We start from the raw sequence: 20,681 nt of genomic DNA, 5'->3' as shown, positions 1-20,681 counted from the left end.
TGGAGGGATAGGATGAAAGGGAATAAGAACATCGACACAAACGTAAAAATTAAAAATTCTGGGGGCGGTTCTCTCAAAATGGATACTGCAAAAACAGACTTTTCAATAGTTGGTATAGGTGCCTCCGCAGGAGGACTAGAGGCTTTGTCAGCTTTCCTTTGTAATGTGCCTGAAAATAGCGGATTGGGCTTTGTTATAGTTCAGCACATGGAGAAGAATAGTAAGGGTATTTTGGTGGAGTTACTTCAGAGTCATACTAGTATGAAAGTTGTACAGGCTTATGAGAATATATTTGTTCATCCAGACTGCGTCTATGTAATTCCGCCAAATAAGAATATGTCTATTAAGCATAATGTGATACACATTTTTGATTATACTGATCCCCACAATCTGATGCTACCAATAGATTTCTTTTTTTGCTCCCTGGCGAATGATAAGCAGGCGAGGAGTATTGGTGTCATACTTTCAGGAATGGGTATGGATGGTACAGTGGGACTTAGAGAAATCAAGGAAAAAGGAGGAGGTGTCTTTGTTCAGGAACCGTCCTCTGCCAAATTTGATAGCATGCCTCGCAGCGCCATTGATGCCAGTTTAGCAGACGATATATCCATCGTAGAGAAAATGCCTTCAAAGATTATATCTTATCTTGAGCACAAGTCGTGTATGGTTATGGCTGACAAAGACCATTCAGATAAACTCACGAGTTACTTCGATAATATTATAGGTATGTTACGATCACATACAGGGCATGATTTTTCTTCATATAAAAAAAACACTATACAACGTAGAATTGAGCGGTGTATGGGTATGCATCAAATTGACGATATAGCCACCTACGTCCGTTTTTTGAAGGATAATCCTCAGGAATTGAATTTGTTATTTAAGGAATTCTTAATTGGGGTTACCAGTTTCTTTCGCGAATCCGTGGAGTGGGATTTGCTAAGTGATAAAGTTATACCGGCACTCTTAGCTCAGAGGTCGCCCACCGATACGGTTCGAGTGTGGATATCTGGCTGTTCCACTGGCGAAGAGGCTTATTCCTTAGCCATTGTCTTTAAAGACGTGATGGATAAGTTAAAGCCTTTCAAAGATTTTTCTGTTCAGATTTTTGCTACTGATCTGGACTGTGAAGCTATTGATAAAGCACGAGAGGGAGTTTTCGATCTTAATATAGAAAAAGATATGTCCTCTGAGCGCCTGAATAAGTATTTCATCAAGGGGCATAGGGGCTATCAGGTTGCCTCGAGCATTCGGGATATGGTCATCTTTGCTCAGCAAAATATGATTAAGGATCCGCCATTTACAAAGGTGGATATAATGATTTGCCGGAACCTACTTATCTACCTGACACCAGAAATTCAGAAAAAGCTCATTCCTCTTTTTCACTACAGTCTCAATAGTGGCGGATTTTTGTTTTTAGGAAGTGCGGAGTTAGTGGGGAACTTTACTGATCTTTTTAAACCACTTGATCTCAAATCGCGAATCTATCAGAGGCTTAGGCCCTTAATTCAGAGGGAACCTATAGAATTCCCCAACTCCTTTGCACCATATCAACCAGAAGTGAATCAGCCGTCGGATGAGGTTCAAAATATGCAGTCGCTGGCGGATAAATTGATTTTGCAATATTATTCACCGGCCACAGTGCTGGTCAACGGTAAAGGTGATATCCTCTACATTACCGGGCGAACGGGTAAGTACCTGGAACCGGCTTCCGGTAAGGTTAATTGGAATATTTTTGCCATGGCCCGTGAAGGGTTAAACTATAAACTGAGTGACACCTTTTACAAGGCTGTTCGGCGAAAAAAGGCGGTTACTACCAAGAATGCCATTGTGATAAACGAAGGGGGACAGCTGCTGGTTGATATCTCAGTCAATCCGCTCAAAGAGCCGGAAGCGCTGCGAGGAATGCTAATGATTATTTTTACTGATGTGACTATACCTATTGCATGTGAAACAATAAACACAATCGGACAAATTCCTGCCAGTAATAAGCGTGAGGAGGAACTGGAGCGAGAACTACTACAAACTCGCCAAATGTGGCAAGTAGCCGGTGCGGAAATGCAGATATCACAAGAAGAATTCAAATCCAGTAATGAGGAATTGCAGTCATGCAACGAAGAACTCCAATCGACAAATGAAGAACTGACCACAACCAAAGAAGAAGTACAGTCCTCAAATGAAGAGCTAAAGACAATCAATTTCCAGCTACAGGCCAAGTTAGACGACCTGTCACTAGTCACAAGCGATATGAATAATCTAATGAATAGCACGAAGATTGCTACCTTATTTTTAGATAGTAGGATGCTGGTCAAGCACTTCACCAATCAAATGACTGTAGTCTCTAGGTTGATTTCCAGTGACGTGGGAAGGCCTATAACTGATATTGCGTCAGATCTTATTTATCCTGAACTGACAGAGGATGTTATGGATGTACAACGCAGGATGATTACTGTTGAAAAACAGGTTATGTCTCGCAATGGGAATTGGTTTAACGCGTGCATTCTGCCTTACCATACGTTAGAGGGCAAAAAGGATGGTGTGGTCATCACTTTTGTAAATATCACTAAATCTAAAGAGTTGGAGGCGGAGCTTAGCAAATCAAACTTGATTTTGGAACAACGCATTAAAGAGCAAGAGGGCGAGCTTTTACTGGTAAATGATAGGCTACGTGTTGAAGTACAACAAGGGCATAAGGAAGTCGCTGCAACCTTAGAGCCTAAGCATAGTAAGATATAAGTATTTCATCCCTTAAGGTATATGTAAAAGTTATTCTACACATACTAATAACAATGTTTATAATTGAGGGGTGAAGATATTGGATCTAATTTCATTAATAAAAAAAGTTGCGAAGAGAGAAGACAGTCTAGATATCCAGGAGGCATTTAATATATATAGTCTTCTAAGAGCAAGATATGTTAGCACTCAAACTGTTCAATTATTTAAAAACTTTGTTCATGATGTAGATTGGGAAATAATTCTAGATGAATTTCAGGTGCATTTTGAAAAGCAAATAAAAAATTTAGAGGAATTAGGCGAAAAATTTCGTATCATCATGCCAAACAGACCTCCGGTGGACGTCAAGTTTGCAACTCGTGTTAATGATATAACAGATGATTACATATATAAAAAGATATACCATGATCTAATAGCGCAGCTGATGTCTCTTATACATGCAGTTCGTTCAACCAGTACGAATGATAATTTAAGAAATACTATCATACAAGATTTAACAATTCATTTTGAGGATTTTGATACCCTTTATAAGTTTGGTAAAGTGAAAGGCTGGGAAGAGACGTATCCTGTTTACAAGACTTCTATTAATCAGTTAGAAGAACAGCTGTCTACTTCTGAAGCGTTTCATATTTGGGATCATATTACTATGAGATATGAACAAATTGAACTCATAGGTATATTCGCGAGTTTTGCACATGATACTGAGTTTAAAGTAATACTTCAACATGGGTTATATATTTATGATAAGCAGGTTAAAAAGCTTGAACGGTTAGCACTAAAGCTTAATGTACCGCTGCCTAATAGACCGCCACTACCAGTAACGTCTCCCATCGATCCTGAAACAATTACGGATAAATTTATGTATCGAATTATTTTAAACTTGGAATTAGCATCCTTAGATACTCATGTTAGAGCAATCATAGAGACAATTAGGAACGATTCATTGCGTAAGTTATGGAGCGGGCTCCTTAATGAAGAGTTAGAGTATTACGATAAATATTTGAAGTATGGAAAAATGAAAGGTTGGACAAGAGTAGTCCCAATTTATGGGGAGCCAGTGACATAAATTGAGATCAAATGAAAAAAGCTAAAGAGATATTGATTTTAATTATTATGGATAAGAGAGGTGAATAAAATATGACATTGTTTAATAATATAAACAGGGATGATGAAGGGGTTAAAAACCTTTATACAAATTCAATAGCCCAGAATCAGCTTCCGAAAGACGAGTTACCTGATAAAATTTCCGATCCTGGAGTGATTAGGCAATTGATATACGATGAGCTATTTATGGATGGAAACGCTCGTCAAAACTTAGTAACTTTTTGTACTACATACATTGAAGATGAAGTTCGTGATTTAATGGATTTATCAATTAATAAAAATATGATAGATAAGGATGAGTACCCCCAAACTGCTGAAATTGAACATCGATGTGTGAACATATTGGCAAATCTTTGGCATTCACCTGGAAAATTAGACACCATCGGGTGTTCAACAATTGGATCTAGCGAAGCTGCAATGCTTGGTGGTTTGGCACTTAAATGGAAGTGGCGCAAACGTCGCGCCGCTCAGGGCAAATCTACGAATAATCCTAACATAGTATGCGGACCTGTACAAATATGTTGGCATAAATTTGCACGTTATTTTGATGTGGAAATAAGAGAAATTCCTCTACTACCAGATGAGCTAGGTATGAAGCCAGAACAACTAGTGGATTATTGTGATGAGAACACAATTGGAGTAGTGGCAACTTTGGGTAGCACATTTACCTGCATATATGAACCGGTGCAGGAACTGGCTAAAGCCTTAGATGTGATTGAGGAAGAAACAGGCTATGATATTCCCATTCACGTGGATGGAGCTAGCGGAGCATTTATTGCACCATTTATACAGAAAAATATTAAGTGGGATTTTTGCATTCCTAGGGTTAAATCTATTAACGCCTCAGGTCATAAATTTGGTATGGCACCACTTGGTGTTGGTTGGATAGTTTGGAGGACTTTAGATGATTTGCCTGAGGATTTAATTTTTAATGTGGATTATTTAGGAGGCCAAATGCCAACCTTTGCATTGAATTTTTCACGGCCAGCTGGTCAAATTATTGCTCAGTATTACAAGCTGTTGCAATTGGGTCATGAGGGCTACACTGCAATTCAGAGTGCATGTGCCGATACTGCCCAATTTTTAGGAGAAGAACTTGGAAAAATAGATTTATTTGAAATACTATATGATGGTCATGGTGCAATACCTGCAGTTTGCTATAAACTAAAGGATGAAATTGCAACTGGATTCACACTTTATGATCTTTCCGACCGTTTAAGAATGCATGGTTGGCAAATCGCCTCCTATCCACTCCCAAGCAATCGCGAGAATCTAATTGTACAACGTATTTTAATTCGTCACGGAGTTAGTCGTGATATGATATTTTTACTTCTTCGTGATTTAAAAAAAGAATTGGAGATTTTAAAGGATAAATCAGTATTAAATACTTGTATTTGTAACAAAGTTAGTTTCCATCATTAATTAATGAGATATCATAAGAAAAACGCAAAATAGAGCAGTACTAACAAAAATAATTTGATTAGTGCTGCTTTTTTATATCAACAGTGATAGCCTTCTCATTAGGCCTTGCTAAACTTATGCAAAGTACAACCGTTTGAATTTATAAATTATTGCTATATATCCATATCATTATTTATATAATGACTGTGAACAAATCCTATTTTTTCTAACATATCAACATATTTATCAGGACTTTGAAGTAATATAAACTCTATATCATCATTTGTTGTTACATCTTTTATTGTTTTAATCACTGTAGCTCGTCCAATTCCTCTTCCTCTTAATGAAGGGTTAACGGCCCAAAAATATAATCCTAAGACATCGGTATCTAATTTACTAAATGCAGTTGTAGAAACTACTTCCCCATTTAAAATCCCGTTATAAAGAGTATAGCCATTTTCAATGTTTGTAACAGCATTATAAACTATATTTTTAAAAGTGTTCTTTTTAATTTCTTTAATTTCAAGAGCAGCTATAAAAGTTCCACACCATGTATCTATCATTTCACTATTTGTAGCTTTTTCAATAGTAAATCCTTCTATTTTTTCATATTCACTATTTAAAATGTAGGGTGGAAGGTACATACAATTAAGCTCTTTATCTTCTATATACCTAAAATTTTCAATGGCTTTAATATGATTGTTTCTGCTTTGATTGTTTGCGTCTATGAGCTCCGTTGGTGTTCCTTTAATTATTCCGAACCAATCTGAATAACCGTATTTTACAAAGCCACACTTTGCTGCAAGACCTGGTGACATATTATTTATTTCATTTATTTGAAGAAAAGGTACTTTTCCTAGCTTCATAATCTTTGATGAAAGGTCTATTGAAGTATCAACTGCATAATTATTTTTTCTGTACTCCTCCTTTGTAAACATTATACCCATGGAATTATCATTGTGTACAAGTACCCATGAGGCAATATCTCCATTAACATATATGGCGGAAGATGGTCTATGAGATATATCTTTTTCAATGGTTTTAAGGCTTTCTGGATTTCTATAGGTGTAAAATTTATCAACTAATTCTGCATCTTTTATATCAATAGATCTTACAGGGTTTTTTATAAGACTTAAATCTAAATTGTCTTTTGGAAGGTAATACAATGCACATCTACTTTCCCATGTGAGTATATATCTTTTTCTTATTTTCTCAGCAAGTGGCCTGTTTAAACCTGAAAATCCATAATAATTGTCTTTAAACAGTGTATCAAGTACTTCATCTAAAAACTCATCATCCTCTGTATATATGTAGTTAAAATATTCATATCTTACAAGAATCCCCCTTGATAAATCTTTATTATCTACATATATTTCTGCCTCTGGCTCATTTTCTATTATGCCTATTATATTTAAATTCACAATCTTATTTTGCTTTAAGTATTCCATAATTGCGTCTGATGCTTTAGTTTTTACTATCATATAATTTTCTCCTTCCATCTATTGGTTTTAAAATATATTATTATAATAACTGCCTCAATTACAACGGATAAAGCTACGGCAGCCCATACGCCATTTGTTCCCATATTAAATGTTCTTGCAAGTAGGTACGCAATAGGAAGCTTTAAAACTACATTTGCAACTATTGAGGAAATCATAGGTGGAAATGTATCTCCAGACCCTTGGAAAACTCCTCCATAAATGGTTGTGTATATTACAAAAACAAGACCTACATATACTATTCTTAGGTACTGTGCTCCAGTTTTTATTACTAAGAGATCATTAATAAAAAAACTCATTATCTCTGCAGGAAAAATCAAATAGGGTATTGAAAATAAAACCATATTAAAGGCTGCCAGTTTTAATCCTTCTTTTATAATTTTATCACATCCATTTATATCACCTCGCCCAAGGCTTTGTCCCACCATTATTGAAATGGCAGTTGAAAGACCAACAAGGAATATAAAGGTATAGTTAAAAAGCTGTCCACCTATTCCAAAAGCTGCGGTAGCCTCACCACCCCCAACTGTATACACAAGGCTGAACATAAACATTCCGGTAATAGGTCTTGCAACCTGCTGCAAACATGCCCAGCCTCCTATCTTTAATATTCTCATACTGTTATTTAGTTGCAGCTTCATACTCCATATAAATTTATTTATACTAGATTCGTATATTTTCCTAATAAGAACAATGGTAATTGCAATGCAGGAAAAAACCATAGATATAACTGTTGCAATAGCAGCACCTTTTATTCCAAAATGAAATGTGAACATAAAAAGGGGATCAAGTATTGCATTTATTATATTAGATATTCCAAAAATTATAAGTGGAGTTAATGTATCACCTAATGATTGTAGTATTGTCCTTAATACTGAATTTAAAAATACAAATATTGTTCCAATAAAGATAACAGATAAATATTTTTCTGTTAGAATGGCTACATTGGGTTTCGGATTAAAAATTAATTTGATTATGCTTTCTGCATTTAAGAAACATATTATACTCAATATTAGTCCGAAAATAAGTGATAGAGTAAATGATTGTCCACTAAAAGCTCTAACTGCTTCCATATCCCCCTCGCCATAGCTTCTTGAAACAAGAGCTATAGTTCCGGCTGAAACAAGAGTTGATATTACAAATATTACACTCGAAGCTGAATTAGATAGTGCAGCAGCTGCGGATTCATTTGTACCAAGGTTTGATATGAAATATGTATCAACTGTTCCTAAAAGACTTTGAAGTATCATGCCAATCATAATAGGCCATGAAAGCATGAAAATCTTCTTGATATCACCATTGAATTTTTCATCTGTTGTTTTTAATATATTTTTACCCATTGACGCACTCCTTTCTCAATTATTTCATACCGTATATTGCCATGAGTGCTTAAAAACACCCTGTTTATAATGAAACATAGGTATAGTATAAATTAATCATATTTATATTTTCATGAATTGTCAATATATCTTATACATTCTATATATAGGAAAGACGAATAGTAATTAAAATTTTATTCCAAAATATAATTTTTTAAAAAAAAACATTAAAATATTGTTTTATGAGAGTTATAATAAGAAAAAGAGGATGTAAAGATTTTTAATTAAAAGAACACTCTAAATTATGAATTATAAATAACCAACAAATTTAAATGATTAATTAGGAGGATTCTGGTGCATCCGTTATAGCGATAACCTGCTACAATAAGAGTGAACTGGCTAAAAAAGCGGAACAATGAAATGATTAAGAGTAGAAAATGGAGAAACAATCAATCTGAATTGTTAAATATTTATAAAAGCAAATGCAATAAGAAAGAATTGAATAAGCTTTGCGCTCCATATTTTCATATTAAAAATGAAATGCTTAAAGAATATAGGTTAACTGAATATTCACTCCATAAAGATGTAAAATTAGTTCAACATACATTCAAAGAAAATATAGACAGTTCCACTTCTCAGAAGATTGCATCAAGAGTATGGGAAGCTTTAGAAACTAATATATTTGGTAAAGGCGCGGAGGTTCGTTTTAAAGGCAGAAATAACCCGCTAAATTCATTAGAAGGTAAGTCTAATAAAACTGGAATAAGATATGATATTGAAATGAATACTTTTAAATGGATAGGTTTAAATCTTGAAACAATGCTTAATATAAATAATCAATATGAGATAGATGCGTTGAGGAATAAAATAAGTTTCTGTAGAATTAAAAGGAAATTTGTACGCGGGCGATATAAATATATGCTTCAAATAGTTTTAGATGGAGTAGCTACTGTTAAGTTTAACAAGGAGATAGGAGAAATTAAAAATGATATAGGAAGTGGAACTTGTGGAATTGACATAGGTACGCAAACAGTTGCTTTTTTTTCTTATTATGATGTTAAGCTATACGAATTGGCTCCACATGTACAAAACATTGAAAATGAAAAACGTAGAATTCTAAGATTTATGGATAGAAGTAAACGAACCACTAGTCCTAATAATTTTGATGGAAATGGAATGATTAAAAAAGGTGTTAAATTGTAGTGTAGTCTATGTTGAAGAAATGAATTTTAAAGGTCTTCAAAAACGTGCTAAAAACACAACTATCAATGAGAAAACTGGGAAAACCAATAAGAAAAAAAGATTTGGTAAATCATTAGCAAATAAAGCACCTAGTAAGTTTTTGGAAATATTAGAGAATAAGTTAAGAGCTAAAGGTGGGAAATACACTGAAATTAATACAAAAAAAGTGAAAGCTTCGCAGTACAACCACCTAAATCAACAATATAATAAAAAGAAGTTATCTCAAAGGTGGAATTATTTTGAGTATAATGGACAACAACTTAAGGTCCATAGGGATATATATTCGGCATACTTAATTAAAAATGTAAATGATGACTTGTGTAGTATACATCTTGATAATTGTAATAAGGGTTTTAATAAGTTTTTAGAACTTCATAATAAAGAAATTGAAAGATTGCAAGGATTAGATAATTTGAGTAGTATAGGGATTTAGATTTAAAAAAACGTCTTGAAACGGGCGTTATACTACCGCAAATGTGGTCAATGGATTGCTTGGTAGTGAAATTGTTAGGGAAAATAATTAGTGTTAATATTATTAGTGATATTGAAGAAAGTTATTTAGTACCTAAGAACCCCATGCCTTTAGACTTCAGAAGTATTTCTTAGAGGGTGTAACAGTAGGTGCAGTAAAAGGTTAATATTATTCTAACTAATAATATTTAAAAATAATAATATATAAAGGAGAGAAATTATGGCAGATATGCTAGTTAAATTATATAATTTAAAACCTGATAATAATTTAAAAGAACTTTGTAGTAAAGGAGTCACTATAAGAAGGGCTTTACCTCCTGAGAAACATTGTGTTATTTCATGGGTTAAAGATAAGTTTTCTGAACATTGGGCTAGTGAATGTGAAGTAGCCTATTCAAATAAACCTGTGACCTGTTATATAGCTATAAAAGATAAAGAAATAATTGGGTTTGCCTGCTATGAAGCAACTTGCAGGGATTTCTTTGGACCTACTGGTGTGGATAATGAGTTTAGAGCACAAGGAATAGGAAAATCTCTCCTTATCAAATGCTTGGAAGCTATGAAAGAAATGGGATATGGCTATGCAATAATAGGTGGTGCAGGACCTATAGAATTTTATGAAAAAGCTATTGGGGCAGAAGTAATAGAGGGTTCTATACCTGGTATTTATGAGGGTATGCTTTAACCACATTTCAGAAGATGATTTAATGATTATGGAGCTTACAGCTGGCGGAACAGATAACTTGGAAGAATATACAAGTATTTTTGAGGGAAAGAGATTAGGACTAATTACAGGTCCCACTGGTGTTAATAAAAAGTTAGTATCAACAATTGATATTTTGCATAAAAAATATAATTTAGTAGCCTTATTTTCGCATGAGCATGGAGTTTGCGGATGGGGTCATTTAAAATTCAAATAAGGGAGAGATTGCGGCATTAGTTCCTGTAATATTAAAAATGTATGAAAAAGGTGATAATACTTGTACAAAGATATTAAAAGATACAGTCCTGGATTTAGCTCAAAATACTATTAGGGCAATTAAATTATTAGGGGTTAAGGGCATAATTAAAGTTGCAATAAAAGTAAAGTGTGAAATAAAGAAGGTAGTTTTTTTATACCCGTAGCTAGCAGTCAAATATAAAAGATTGCTAGTTACGGTATTTTTATGCCAATTTTTAGTAATGCAAATATGTATCAAAGGGACAGATATTCCATTTACAAATAAAGTTATAAGTAACAATAAAATTTCAAAAGAAAAGGCAAATTTTATTGGAGATATATTACACGGTTATTTACATGGTGAATTGTGTAAATGGATTAATAATCGAAGAGCTACAAACAGTAAGGATGAAACAAAAATAAAGATCTTATCAAACCTTAAACACTTATATAAATTACTAATTAAGTAATGAGAAAATAAAAATTAGTAAAGGAGAGTTTTTCATGAAAAATATTAAGAAAATAAAATATATTGCTATAGTTACTTTTTGTGTTATTCTCGATTTTAGCCTACATGGAATCACATCAATGATTAGCCCAGGTCCAGAATTTAGTAACTTAAGTTTTCTTGCTGAAACTATTGGAGCTCCGGGAGCAGTTCTGTTATGGATGTTTATTGCCTTTTCTTACATCTTATTTGTTATATTAAGCTATTATTTATCGGAATCTTTAGCAAAAACCATGTGTTATAAAAAGAAACAGAATATAAAATATTAGATAGAATAGGAAAATTAGTTAATGAAAAATATCCCGAATTCATTAAAAACAAAATAATTAGCAAAGAGATAGCTTTCCAAAAATCTCTCTTTTGGCATTGCAAAAAAAGAAAAAATATTCTATACTATTGTTATAACTTAATAAAAAATTATTTAAGGTACCTTTTAAAGGTTTAATAGGGAAAGTGGTCTAAATCCACTGCAGCCCCCGCTACTGTACACGGAGACAAATCCATACCACTGGCTAACCGCTGGGAAGGTTGGAGGAGAGTGACCCGCAAGCCAGGAGACCTGCCTAAATGATATACAGCTTTATCCTACGGAGGGACGGGATGGCAATTATATATGCTTTTTTGCATTGTATTGCTTTCACATGGGATGTGAAGGCATTTTATTTTTTATGAAATCTTTTACTCCACCTTTTGTAGGTGGAGTATTTTTGTTTTCGGGGATAGATTAGAGAAACAAAATCGATGTTGAAGGTTATTGCTGTAAGGCTTTACGCAAGCATTACAGGGGTATTTATCATTTGAATTAGAAAGTTAGGTGAGAAAAGTGATCTATGAAATATAAAATAATAAACATAATGCTTTTGATTTGTATTGTTGGACTTGCTGTATTTGCTATCCAAGCGGGTAAGGTTAATTTGATAAATTTAGATGGAGAGATTGCCCATACAATTTTTTATAAGATTCGATTACCACGTGTTTTAGTGGCAATATTTGTTGGTAGTGCGCTGGCAACAAGCGGGGTTATTCTGCAGGGGTTATTGCAAAATCCTCTTGCGGATGCTTACACTTTGGGTATTGCTTCTGGGGGTGCTTTTGGAGCTTGTCTTGCAATTTATGTAAATATTAGGTTTGGAATAAATATGCCCATACAAATTTTTGCAATACTATTCAGTTTTATTGTTATTGGGATTGTATTGTGGCTATCGAAGGTCAAAGGAGACTTGGAATCCACAAATGTAATTATAGCAGGGATAATTGTAGGTAGTATTTTTTCAGCAGGACTAAGTCTTCTAAAAAGCTTGGCGGATGAGGATGTAGCAACTATGGTGTATTGGCTCATGGGAAATTTGTCATCTAAGCCACTCCATAAAGTCATGGTTATAGGAGTTGTGATGTTAATAGGTTTTGTAATCGCATATGCTTTTATGGGAGAGCTTAACATCATCACATTAGGCCGTCGTGAAGCAAATTCAGTTGGCATTTCATATAATTTTTTATATCGCTTATTGATGCTAATCGCAGTGACTTTAACTGCGTTTTCAGTTTCACTATGTGGTATTATAGGATTCGTTGGTTTAGTAGTGCCACATTTGTGCCGTATTTTCATCGGAGCAGACAATCGAAAAGTATTGCCTATGAGTGCATTACTAGGTGCACTGTTTTTATTGCTTGCAGATACTTTAACACGAACGATTCTTAAACATGAAATTCCCGTAGGGGTACTTACCACAATGGTAGGTGGACCATTTTTTATTTATATTTTCATTGCAAAAAAGAGGTGATTTTTTTGTTAAAGCTTAAACACATAAATGTGAGTTATGGTAAACGCGTAATTTTAAAAGATATTAATCTGGAATTTGCTTCTGGAGTGTTATATGGAATTGTTGGACCAAATGGTGCTGGAAAATCTACTCTCTTAAATATGGTTTCAAGAGATTTAAAAATGGATTCAGGGGGTATATATCTAAGTGGACAGCCTGTTTATAAGTATTCCAATAAGGAAATGGCGAGGAAACTTTCGTATATGCGGCAGAATACATCTATTAAATTTCCATATACAGTTAAGGAGTTGGTAGCCATGGGACGTTATTGTCATGATACGGAAACTCATATGAAAAAACATCAGATTATTTATGAAAAGATACGAGAAAATGATTTGGAAGACTTTGCAGATCAACCGCTTACAACATTGAGTGGTGGAGAGGTTCAACGTGCAGTCTTTGCAAAAATTCTCGCTCAGGAGAGTGATGTGATTTTAGTGGACGAAGGCCTTTCAAACGCTGATATTTTCTATAAAGTGAAGTTTTTTGAACAGCTGAGAAAGGAAGTTAATAAAGGGAAGCTTGTTATAATTGTGATTCATGATCTTTTTTTCGCTAGAAAATTTTGTGATGAATTGGTTGTTTTAGATAAACAAGGAGTTTATGCTTTTGGAAAGAGTGAAGAAGTTCTAAATAGAACTACTCTTAAAGAGGTTTTTAAAGTTCAAGGGGACTTTATCAATCATATATTAATTTCAGAATAAATAAGTGGGGGTAATTATGAAAAGAATTTTGGCTTTAATGATGATAGTATTTTTATTTTTAACAGGGTGTGCAGTAAATAATGGAACTAATGAGCAAAAGGATAATACTAAAATAAAACAAGAGGGTGTGACAAATTCAAAAATTGATTTTGTGGACGATAGTGGTAATAAAATTGTGTTAAATAAACCCGCTAAAAAAATAATTTCTCTTTATTCTGTTCATACTGAGAATTTATACTCACTGGGATTAGATAGTGAAATTATGGGTGTTGGAACCAGTGATACATATCCAAAGGCAGTGCTTACAAAGACTCAATATAGCTTAAAGGATGATCCAGAGCTTGTGATTGCAGCAAAACCGGATGTTGTTTTGGTTCGTACCACAAACTTAAAATCCAATCCTGATTACTTTAAAGCAATTAAAGATGCAGGGATTATAGTTGTGAATCTTTACTGTAGTGAATTTGATAAGTTTGGAGATTATTTAACAAGACTGGGTATGCTAGTAGGAAAAGACTCAGAAGCAAAAGCTTTAATAACGCAATTTAATACAGAAATCGCGCAAGTTCAACAGAATGCTAAAAAGATAAAAAATAAAAAAGTTGCATATTTTGAAAGCACGGGTAATAAAATTAGAACTGTAACACCGAATTCCTTTGCTGGAAGGGCATTAACAATTATTGGACTGGAAAATATCGCTAAGGATGTTAAAGCTAAAGGATCTTCAACTGTAGTTGAGTATGGCGAAGAATTATTACTTTCAAAGGCAAATTTGATTGAATTTTATGTTGCGCAAAAGGGTGCTATGAATAAATCTGTATCCCTTGATGAAATCAAAAAAAGACCAGGCTATTCTCAAATTAAAGCAATAAAAGATAATAATATCATTATTATGGATGAAAAGTTAATTTCAAATGCAACCATGAGATATTTATTGGGATTAAAGGAACTTCAAACTAAAATTTATGGTGAAATAATCAAATGATAAAGAATGAACTTATTGTTGTTTCGGTATCTTATGTGCCTACAAAAAGGAGGGGGAGATTGGTAGAAATATATATTTAAGTTATAGAAGCTAGCATGTTTATTTGAAATATATGTGATAAAATAAGGTTTAATAAGAGGAAATTACATATTTTAAACAAGGAGAGATGATTATAATGGGGAAATTAAAAAATGGATATGTGCAAATTTATACAGGAAATGGAAAGGGCAAAACAACTGCAGCTGTAGGACTAGCCGTGAGAGCAGCGGGAAACGGATACAATGTATTTATGGTACAGTTTTTAAAAGGAAGTAAAACCGGGGAAATTGAAAGTGCCAAAAAATTGGCTCCCTTTTTTAATATATTTAGGTTTGAGAAAAAAAGAGGATTTTTTTGGACATTAAATGCTGAGGAAAAAATTGAATTAAAAGAAGAAGTGCAAAAAGGATATGAATTTTGCAAAGAAGCATTAAAAGAAGAAAAATGCGATATACTTATTATGGACGAGGTAATGGGAGCGCTGAACAATGGACTAATAAGTGAAGAACAAATACTAGAATTAATAGATAGTAAACCTTACAATATAGAATTAATTTTAACAGGAAGAGATGTACCTAAAGCTATAATAGATAAAGCAAACCTTGTAACTGAGATGAAGGACATAAAGCATTATTTTAATGATGGAGTGCCATCTAGAGAGGGCATAGAATTTTAGGCGTTGCAATAAAGGGAAATATAGTATATAATAGCAATAATAACTTAATAAATAGTTATCTAAGGTACCTTTTAAAGGTTTAATAGGGAAAGTGGTCTAAATCCACTGCAGCCCCCGCTACTGTACACGGAGACAAATCTATACCACTGGCAAACGCTGGGAAGGTTGGAGGAGAGTGACCCGCAAGCCAGGAGACCTGCCTAGATGATATACAGCTTTATCCTACGGAGGGAAGGGATTGCAATTATATATGCTTTTTTTTGCATTATATTGCTTTCACATGGGATGTGAAGGCATTTTATTTTTTATAAAATCTTTTACTCGACCTTTTGTAGGTTGAGTATTTTTTTTTGATCATAGTGCTTTAAAAGCTAAACTGATTGACTTATTTTATAGTAAGAGCATTTGCAAAGAACTAAAAACTAAATAATAAAATATAGGTTTAATTAAAATTAATTAAAAGGGAATCAGGTTAAAATCCTGAACTATCTCGTAGCTGTAATAGATGAATTTAGGTATATTATGTCACTTGGAAACGGGGAAGGCGTACTTAAATAATGATTCTTGAGTCAGAACACCTGCCTATATTTTTGCACCACAAACTCTACGAGTGATAGAGAGGGCATTATAATGAGAATTTGTTTATTTTATATGAATAAGCATATTTTTCAAGCGTTTCCTTTTAACACTTTAGTTAAAAGGATTTTTGTTTTTTTTAACCCAATTATCGGTTCCGTTGTTCACAATGTTTCCTTCATTTTTGTGGTTCTAAAATTTTCAAGAATGCTGACATGAGGTAAAAATTCAAAGGAGTTGTGACATGGAAAAAATTATCATTATTTTATGTGTCATGTTTGTGATGGCTGCCTTTTTCTTCAAATGGAAACATGGAGATGGGAAACATCATCATTACCATAAAAGCGGGCATAAACAGGGCGAAGGGTTTTCAATTGATTTTTATGCTCACACTTCTAAAATCAGACACTGGAATGCTACTTTTAAAGTATCTCTTTCTGCTGCTATACTGATTCTTTGTATTGCATTGGAAAATCCTTATGTATCTGTTGTGGTCATTATTGCAATGGCCTATTTGACCATTGTAAAAGGAGAGCTTCCAGTAAATGAATATTTGTCAATACTGACGATTCCAATCGTCTTTATTCTCCTTGGCACTTTTACCATTGCCATTGATTTTTCAAAGCAGCCCATGGGGCAGTATAACCTGTATCTTGGTTTCTGCTATGTGTTTACATCTCAGGCAAAGCTTAAGCAAGTAGTATTTTTGATTCTGAAGGTGTTTGCAGCTATAAGTGCCCTACAGATGATGACACTGTCGACTCCATCTTCTGAGATTATTTATGTGCTTCGAGCCGCACATGTGCCAAAGCTTATTGTAGAACTGATGAACCTGATTTACCGTTACATTTTCATTTTAATGGATGTCTATGCTAAAATGAAAAACTCTGCAGAATCACGCCTAGGCTACTGTGATTTTAAAACTTCCTGTTATACATTTGGAAGCATTGTAAGCAATATGCTGGTTATTTCACTTAAAAAGGCAAATGCTTATTATGATGCCATGGAGGCCAGATGCTATGATGGAGATCTTATATTTTTGGAGGAAGATAAAAAGGTAGAGACAATACAGATTGTCTCTGCAGTAGTATTCATAATTTTTTTGATTCTAATTTGGGGCTTTACAAGATAGAAAGGGGATACTATGGAAAAACCAATATTAAGTGTAGAAGATCTATACTACGTCTACGGAAATGGAAAGTCTGCATTGGGCGGCGTAAGCGTGGATATCTATGAAGGTGAGAAAATCGCGGTCATTGGGTCCAATGGATCCGGAAAATCCACGTTTTTCTTGAACATAAACGGTGTATTTACACCAGAACAGGGAAAAATCATTTACAGGGGTACAGTGGTCAATAAAAAGAATTTAAAGGAGCTTCGAAAAAAAATCGGAATCGTATTTCAGGATGCGGACAATCAAATAATTGCATCTACAGTTAGGGCAGAAGTTGGATTTGGACCGATGAATCTAAAGCTTCCTAAAGAGGAAGTACTAAAGCGGGTTGAGGAATCACTGGCATATATGAACATTTCAGATTTTAAAGATCGTCCGCCACACTATTTGAGTGGTGGTGAAAAGAAGCGTGTCACCATTGCGGGTATCATTGCTATGAAATCGGAAATAATTATCTTTGATGAACCCACTGCATCACTTGACCCTTTAAATACACTGATGTTAGAAGAAGTTTTGGACAAGCTTGCTTTGGAGGGTAAGACAATGCTGATTTCCACCCATGATGTAGATTTTGCATATAGATGGGCTAAGCGAGTTCTTGTATTCTGCCAGGGGAAAATTATCGCAGATGGAACGCCGCTAGAAATTTTCCGAAAGGCTGAAATTTTAAAACAGGCAAATTTAAAACAGCCAACCATGCTTGCGGTCTATGAATTGCTTGTAGAAAAACATCTACTGGAAGATACTAAAGCCTATCCGAAAAGTACCCAAGAGTTCAAGGGAATGTTTGAAAAATAGTTAGTTTTTCTAGGTGTTTTAGCTTAGATTAATATAAATTAAAAACAATAAAGGAGGAAAAAAATGAATCAAAAAGAAAGAAGAATTGTCTCTATTGCAATAGCTTTTGCATTAACTTTCGGAGTAAATACCGTAGCAAACGCAATGCACATTATGGAAGGATATCTTCCACTAAAATTTTGTGTAATATGGGGTGTTATCTGCGTCCCATTCTTAGTAGCAGGTTATTTATCAATTAATAAAACATTGTCAAATAATCGTAAATCCATCACTATTCTTGCTATGGCAGGCGCATTTATTTTCGTGCTTTCATCTTTAAAGATTCCGTCAGTAACCGGAAGTTGCTCACATATGACTGGTACTGGTCTTGGTGCAATCTTATTCGGACCAATGGCGGTCAGCATCTTGGGGGTCATTGTACTACTTTTCCAGTCAATTTTGCTTGCTCATGGCGGACTGACAACTCTTGGTGCTAATACGTTTTCTATGGCTATTGCAGGACCGCTTATTACTTATGTAATCTACAAATTATGCCAGAAGCTGAAAGTAAATAAATATCTAGGCATTTTTCTGGCAGCATCATTAGGCGACTTATTTACTTATTGTGTAACGAGTTTTGAACTTGCATTTGCCTATCCTTCTGCAAGCGGTGGTATCCTAGCATCTGCTGGTAAATTCCTTGCAGTATTTGCACCGACACAACTTCCACTGGCAATTATCGAAGGTATTCTGACTGTTGTCATCATTATGGGTCTTGAAACATATGCAAAATCTGAACTTACAGATCTTGGATTTTTAAATGGGGGTGAAAATTAATGGTAAAGACGAAAAAAAAAGTTGTCATTTTATTAATTATTGCTGCATTGATTGCCATTATACCATTATTTGCGTTAAAGGGTGCTGAATTCGGTGGCTCCGATGATGCAGGAAGCAAAGTTGTTTCAGAGATTACAGGTACCGATTATAAGCCTTGGGCTACACCTGTTATGGAAACTTGGATTGGTGGAGAATTACCAGGCGAAATAGAGAGCTTACTCTTTTGTCTACAGACAGGTATTGGAGTCGGTGTTCTTTTCTTTTTCCTCGGAAGATTTGTAGAGAGAACTAAAAAAGAAAATCAGGAGAAGAAAATTAAATAATGGGACTCAATATATAAATCATATTGGCAGTATTAGATACTGCCAATATGATTTATATCTCACAAAATTAAATATCAGCTTTAGGTGCCCTGAACTAAGGGTTAAAAGGGAAAGTTAATTACATTATTCTATATCTTTGGGGTGTGGTTTTTTTTGCCGCTTTTTTACACCGTAAATTACCATTTAAAAACAAGGAGTCAGAATAATTCTATACAACTATATAAGTAAACTCTATGTTAAATAGGGAGGTGTTTATAATATATGGTGATAACTTCAGATGGAAAATTCGAGCTGGGCACTTATATGGCTAATATTGAAAAGGAGATCATTGAAAAAACACTGAAAAAAAACCATAATAATGTTAGCAAAACTTCAAGAGAACTTAGTATTTCAAGACAAAATCTGCAATATAAAATAAAAAAGTATAACCTGAACTTGGGGTAGTAAAATATGTATGACATATAAAGTTTTACTTTATAATATATTGTATATTGAAGTAATTGTAAATATTTCAATCTGGGAGGTGCCATAAATATGGGTAAAATAAATAAGTTAATAAAATTCTCATTGAATGATTTATTTAATGCTACGTATTTAAATTTAAAAAGAGCAAATGCATATGGATGTTTTCCAGAGCCACCTCAAATTCTAAAATTAGGGTTAAATAATGTTTAGAATTTGAAGGAGGAATATTATGAAAACAAAGATAAAAGAATTTGTGCTTATAAATATAGGAATGATTATGGTATCAGCAGGTATGTATTTCTTTTTAATGCCAAATAATTTGGCAACAGGTGGAGCTAATGGACTAGTAATAGTTATAAATAAATTCACAGGGGGATTATCCGTAGGTTGGATTATGATAATAATAAATCTTTTTTTGTTTGCAATAGCATTTATTATTATAGGAAAGAGTTTTGGTGGGAAAAGTGTATATGCAAGCTTTGGTGTATCGGGTATTATAATCGTATTTCAAAAGTTTATACCTATTAATAATTCACTTACAGGAGATATTTTCCTAGAACTTATATTTGGAATATTAATATCAGGGATAGGTATGGCTATAGTATTTAATCAAAATGCTTCAACTGGAGGCACAGATATCTTAGCTAAAATATTAAATAAATATTTTCATATAAATTTAGGAAAAGGCGTTTTAATGTGCGATTTAATTATAACTATAATGGCAGCTTTTGCTTTTGGAATTAAGCTATCATTATATGCAATGCTTGGAGTTATAATTAATGGTTATGTTATAGATAATATTATAGATGGAATAAACTTGTGCAAAGAAGTTACAATTATAAGTAAAAACAGCGATAAGATAAGGAAATATATAAGAGAAGAACTAGATAAAACATCTACTGTATATAATGGGGTAGGGGATTTTTCAAATGAAAACAAAGAAGTTGTTGTTGTTATCTTAGGAAGAAGGGAGTTTATAACACTTAAAAAATTTATAAACTCTGTTGATAAGGATGCCTTTATAACAGTAAATAATATATATGAAGCCTTTGGAGATGGATTTAAGTCGTTAACACATTAAAAAATCA

At 33.7% G+C, this 20,681-nt stretch carries 22 protein-coding genes and 3 riboswitches; of the genes, 20 read left to right on the top strand and 2 right to left on the bottom strand.

Annotation, left to right across the window (positions count from 1 at the left end):
• Nucleotides 1-12 precede the first annotated feature (12 nt).
• The 3 genes from ACREV6_RS03935 (at nucleotide 13) to gad (ending at nucleotide 5,259) form a co-directional block, all read left to right on the top strand.
• Complete coding sequence (locus tag ACREV6_RS03935; RefSeq protein ID WP_431576713.1) at nucleotides 13-2,736, top strand: chemotaxis protein CheB; 2,724 nt, start codon at nucleotides 13-15, stop codon at nucleotides 2,734-2,736.
• A 79-nt stretch (nucleotides 2,737-2,815) separates the two neighbouring features.
• Nucleotides 2,816-3,799 (top strand): DUF3231 family protein, encoded by a 984-nt coding sequence (locus tag ACREV6_RS03930; RefSeq protein WP_431576712.1) that lies wholly within the window; start codon nucleotides 2,816-2,818, stop codon nucleotides 3,797-3,799.
• Nucleotides 3,800-3,870: 71 nt separating this feature from the next.
• Nucleotides 3,871-5,259, top strand: a complete 1,389-nt coding sequence (gad, locus tag ACREV6_RS03925) for a glutamate decarboxylase (RefSeq protein WP_431576711.1) — start codon at nucleotides 3,871-3,873, stop codon at nucleotides 5,257-5,259.
• Nucleotides 5,260-5,411: 152 nt separating this feature from the next.
• Here the strand turns inward: gad and ACREV6_RS03920 are convergent, their stop codons facing one another.
• Nucleotides 5,412-6,719 (bottom strand): GNAT family N-acetyltransferase, encoded by a 1,308-nt coding sequence (locus ACREV6_RS03920; protein WP_431576710.1) that lies wholly within the window; start codon nucleotides 6,717-6,719, stop codon nucleotides 5,412-5,414.
• Complete coding sequence (locus ACREV6_RS03915; RefSeq protein WP_431576709.1) at nucleotides 6,716-8,077, bottom strand: MATE family efflux transporter; 1,362 nt, start codon at nucleotides 8,075-8,077, stop codon at nucleotides 6,716-6,718. Before ACREV6_RS03915 ends, ACREV6_RS03920 begins: the two co-directional genes overlap by 4 nt.
• 399 nt (nucleotides 8,078-8,476) lie before the next feature.
• On the opposite strand from ACREV6_RS03915, the gene ACREV6_RS03910 reads away from it, so the two are divergent.
• The 17 genes from ACREV6_RS03910 (at nucleotide 8,477) to ACREV6_RS03830 (ending at nucleotide 20,674) form a co-directional block, all read left to right on the top strand.
• Nucleotides 8,477-9,259, top strand: coding sequence for a hypothetical protein (locus ACREV6_RS03910; RefSeq protein ID WP_431576708.1), 783 nt, complete (start codon nucleotides 8,477-8,479; stop codon nucleotides 9,257-9,259).
• Nucleotides 9,246-9,731: a hypothetical protein gene (locus ACREV6_RS03905; protein ID WP_431576707.1), complete on the top strand. Its 486-nt coding sequence runs from the start codon at nucleotides 9,246-9,248 to the stop codon at nucleotides 9,729-9,731. Before ACREV6_RS03910 ends, ACREV6_RS03905 begins: the two co-directional genes overlap by 14 nt.
• A 258-nt stretch (nucleotides 9,732-9,989) precedes the next feature.
• Nucleotides 9,990-10,454, top strand: a complete 465-nt coding sequence (locus ACREV6_RS03900) for a GNAT family N-acetyltransferase (RefSeq protein ID WP_431576706.1) — start codon at nucleotides 9,990-9,992, stop codon at nucleotides 10,452-10,454.
• Complete coding sequence (locus ACREV6_RS03895) at nucleotides 10,438-10,689, top strand: exo-beta-N-acetylmuramidase NamZ domain-containing protein (RefSeq protein ID WP_431576705.1); 252 nt, start codon at nucleotides 10,438-10,440, stop codon at nucleotides 10,687-10,689. Before ACREV6_RS03900 ends, ACREV6_RS03895 begins: the two co-directional genes overlap by 17 nt.
• A gap of 37 nt (nucleotides 10,690-10,726) precedes the next feature.
• A complete protein-coding gene (locus tag ACREV6_RS03890) occupies nucleotides 10,727-10,894 on the top strand; it encodes a hypothetical protein (RefSeq protein ID WP_431576704.1) in 168 nt (55 codons plus the stop codon).
• 319 nt (nucleotides 10,895-11,213) lie between these two features.
• Nucleotides 11,214-11,486 carry a hypothetical protein gene (locus ACREV6_RS03885; protein WP_431576703.1) on the top strand — a complete coding sequence of 91 codons (273 nt, stop codon included), beginning with the start codon at nucleotides 11,214-11,216 and terminating at the stop codon, nucleotides 11,484-11,486.
• A 137-nt stretch (nucleotides 11,487-11,623) separates the two neighbouring features.
• Nucleotides 11,624-11,798: riboswitch (cobalamin riboswitch) on the top strand.
• A gap of 273 nt (nucleotides 11,799-12,071) precedes the next feature.
• Nucleotides 12,072-12,998 (top strand): FecCD family ABC transporter permease, encoded by a 927-nt coding sequence (locus ACREV6_RS03880; RefSeq protein WP_431576702.1) that lies wholly within the window; start codon nucleotides 12,072-12,074, stop codon nucleotides 12,996-12,998.
• Nucleotides 12,999-13,003: 5 nt separating this feature from the next.
• Nucleotides 13,004-13,741 carry an ABC transporter ATP-binding protein gene (locus ACREV6_RS03875; RefSeq protein ID WP_431576701.1) on the top strand — a complete coding sequence of 246 codons (738 nt, stop codon included), beginning with the start codon at nucleotides 13,004-13,006 and terminating at the stop codon, nucleotides 13,739-13,741.
• 16 nt (nucleotides 13,742-13,757) lie between these two features.
• Nucleotides 13,758-14,726, top strand: a complete 969-nt coding sequence (locus ACREV6_RS03870; protein ID WP_431576700.1) for an ABC transporter substrate-binding protein — start codon at nucleotides 13,758-13,760, stop codon at nucleotides 14,724-14,726.
• Between the two features lie 175 nt (nucleotides 14,727-14,901).
• Nucleotides 14,902-15,441, top strand: coding sequence for a cob(I)yrinic acid a,c-diamide adenosyltransferase (locus ACREV6_RS03865; protein WP_431576699.1), 540 nt, complete (start codon nucleotides 14,902-14,904; stop codon nucleotides 15,439-15,441).
• A gap of 44 nt (nucleotides 15,442-15,485) precedes the next feature.
• Nucleotides 15,486-15,659, top strand: a riboswitch (cobalamin riboswitch).
• A 203-nt stretch (nucleotides 15,660-15,862) separates the two neighbouring features.
• Nucleotides 15,863-16,041, top strand: a riboswitch (cobalamin riboswitch).
• A 259-nt stretch (nucleotides 16,042-16,300) separates the two neighbouring features.
• Entirely contained in the window at nucleotides 16,301-17,149 is an 849-nt protein-coding gene (gene cbiQ, locus ACREV6_RS03860; RefSeq protein ID WP_431576804.1) for a cobalt ECF transporter T component CbiQ, read from the top strand.
• Nucleotides 17,150-17,161: 12 nt separating this feature from the next.
• A complete protein-coding gene (locus ACREV6_RS03855) occupies nucleotides 17,162-17,989 on the top strand; it encodes an energy-coupling factor ABC transporter ATP-binding protein (RefSeq protein WP_431576698.1) in 828 nt (275 codons plus the stop codon).
• Nucleotides 17,990-18,052: 63 nt separating this feature from the next.
• Nucleotides 18,053-18,805, top strand: a complete 753-nt coding sequence (locus ACREV6_RS03850; protein ID WP_431576697.1) for an energy-coupling factor ABC transporter permease — start codon at nucleotides 18,053-18,055, stop codon at nucleotides 18,803-18,805.
• Nucleotides 18,805-19,128 carry an energy-coupling factor ABC transporter substrate-binding protein gene (locus ACREV6_RS03845; RefSeq protein ID WP_431576696.1) on the top strand — a complete coding sequence of 108 codons (324 nt, stop codon included), beginning with the start codon at nucleotides 18,805-18,807 and terminating at the stop codon, nucleotides 19,126-19,128. The genes ACREV6_RS03850 and ACREV6_RS03845 overlap by 1 nt, the downstream gene beginning before the upstream one ends.
• 261 nt (nucleotides 19,129-19,389) lie before the next feature.
• The gene (locus tag ACREV6_RS03840; RefSeq protein WP_431576695.1) at nucleotides 19,390-19,572 is read left to right on the top strand and encodes a helix-turn-helix domain-containing protein; all 183 of its coding nucleotides are present in this window, start codon (nucleotides 19,390-19,392) and stop codon (nucleotides 19,570-19,572) included.
• Between the two features lie 90 nt (nucleotides 19,573-19,662).
• Nucleotides 19,663-19,803: a hypothetical protein gene (locus tag ACREV6_RS03835; RefSeq protein WP_431576694.1), complete on the top strand. Its 141-nt coding sequence runs from the start codon at nucleotides 19,663-19,665 to the stop codon at nucleotides 19,801-19,803.
• Nucleotides 19,804-19,822: 19 nt separating this feature from the next.
• Nucleotides 19,823-20,674, top strand: coding sequence for a YitT family protein (locus ACREV6_RS03830; RefSeq protein ID WP_431576693.1), 852 nt, complete (start codon nucleotides 19,823-19,825; stop codon nucleotides 20,672-20,674).
• Nucleotides 20,675-20,681 lie beyond the last annotated feature (7 nt).

Source organism: Clostridium sp., from assembly GCF_050717515.1.
In the GTDB taxonomy this organism is placed as follows: Bacteria; Bacillota; Clostridia; order Clostridiales; family Clostridiaceae; genus Clostridium_AD.
The sequence above is the reverse complement of the archived record's forward strand: the minus strand, read 5'-3'. Positions and strand labels throughout refer to the sequence as shown.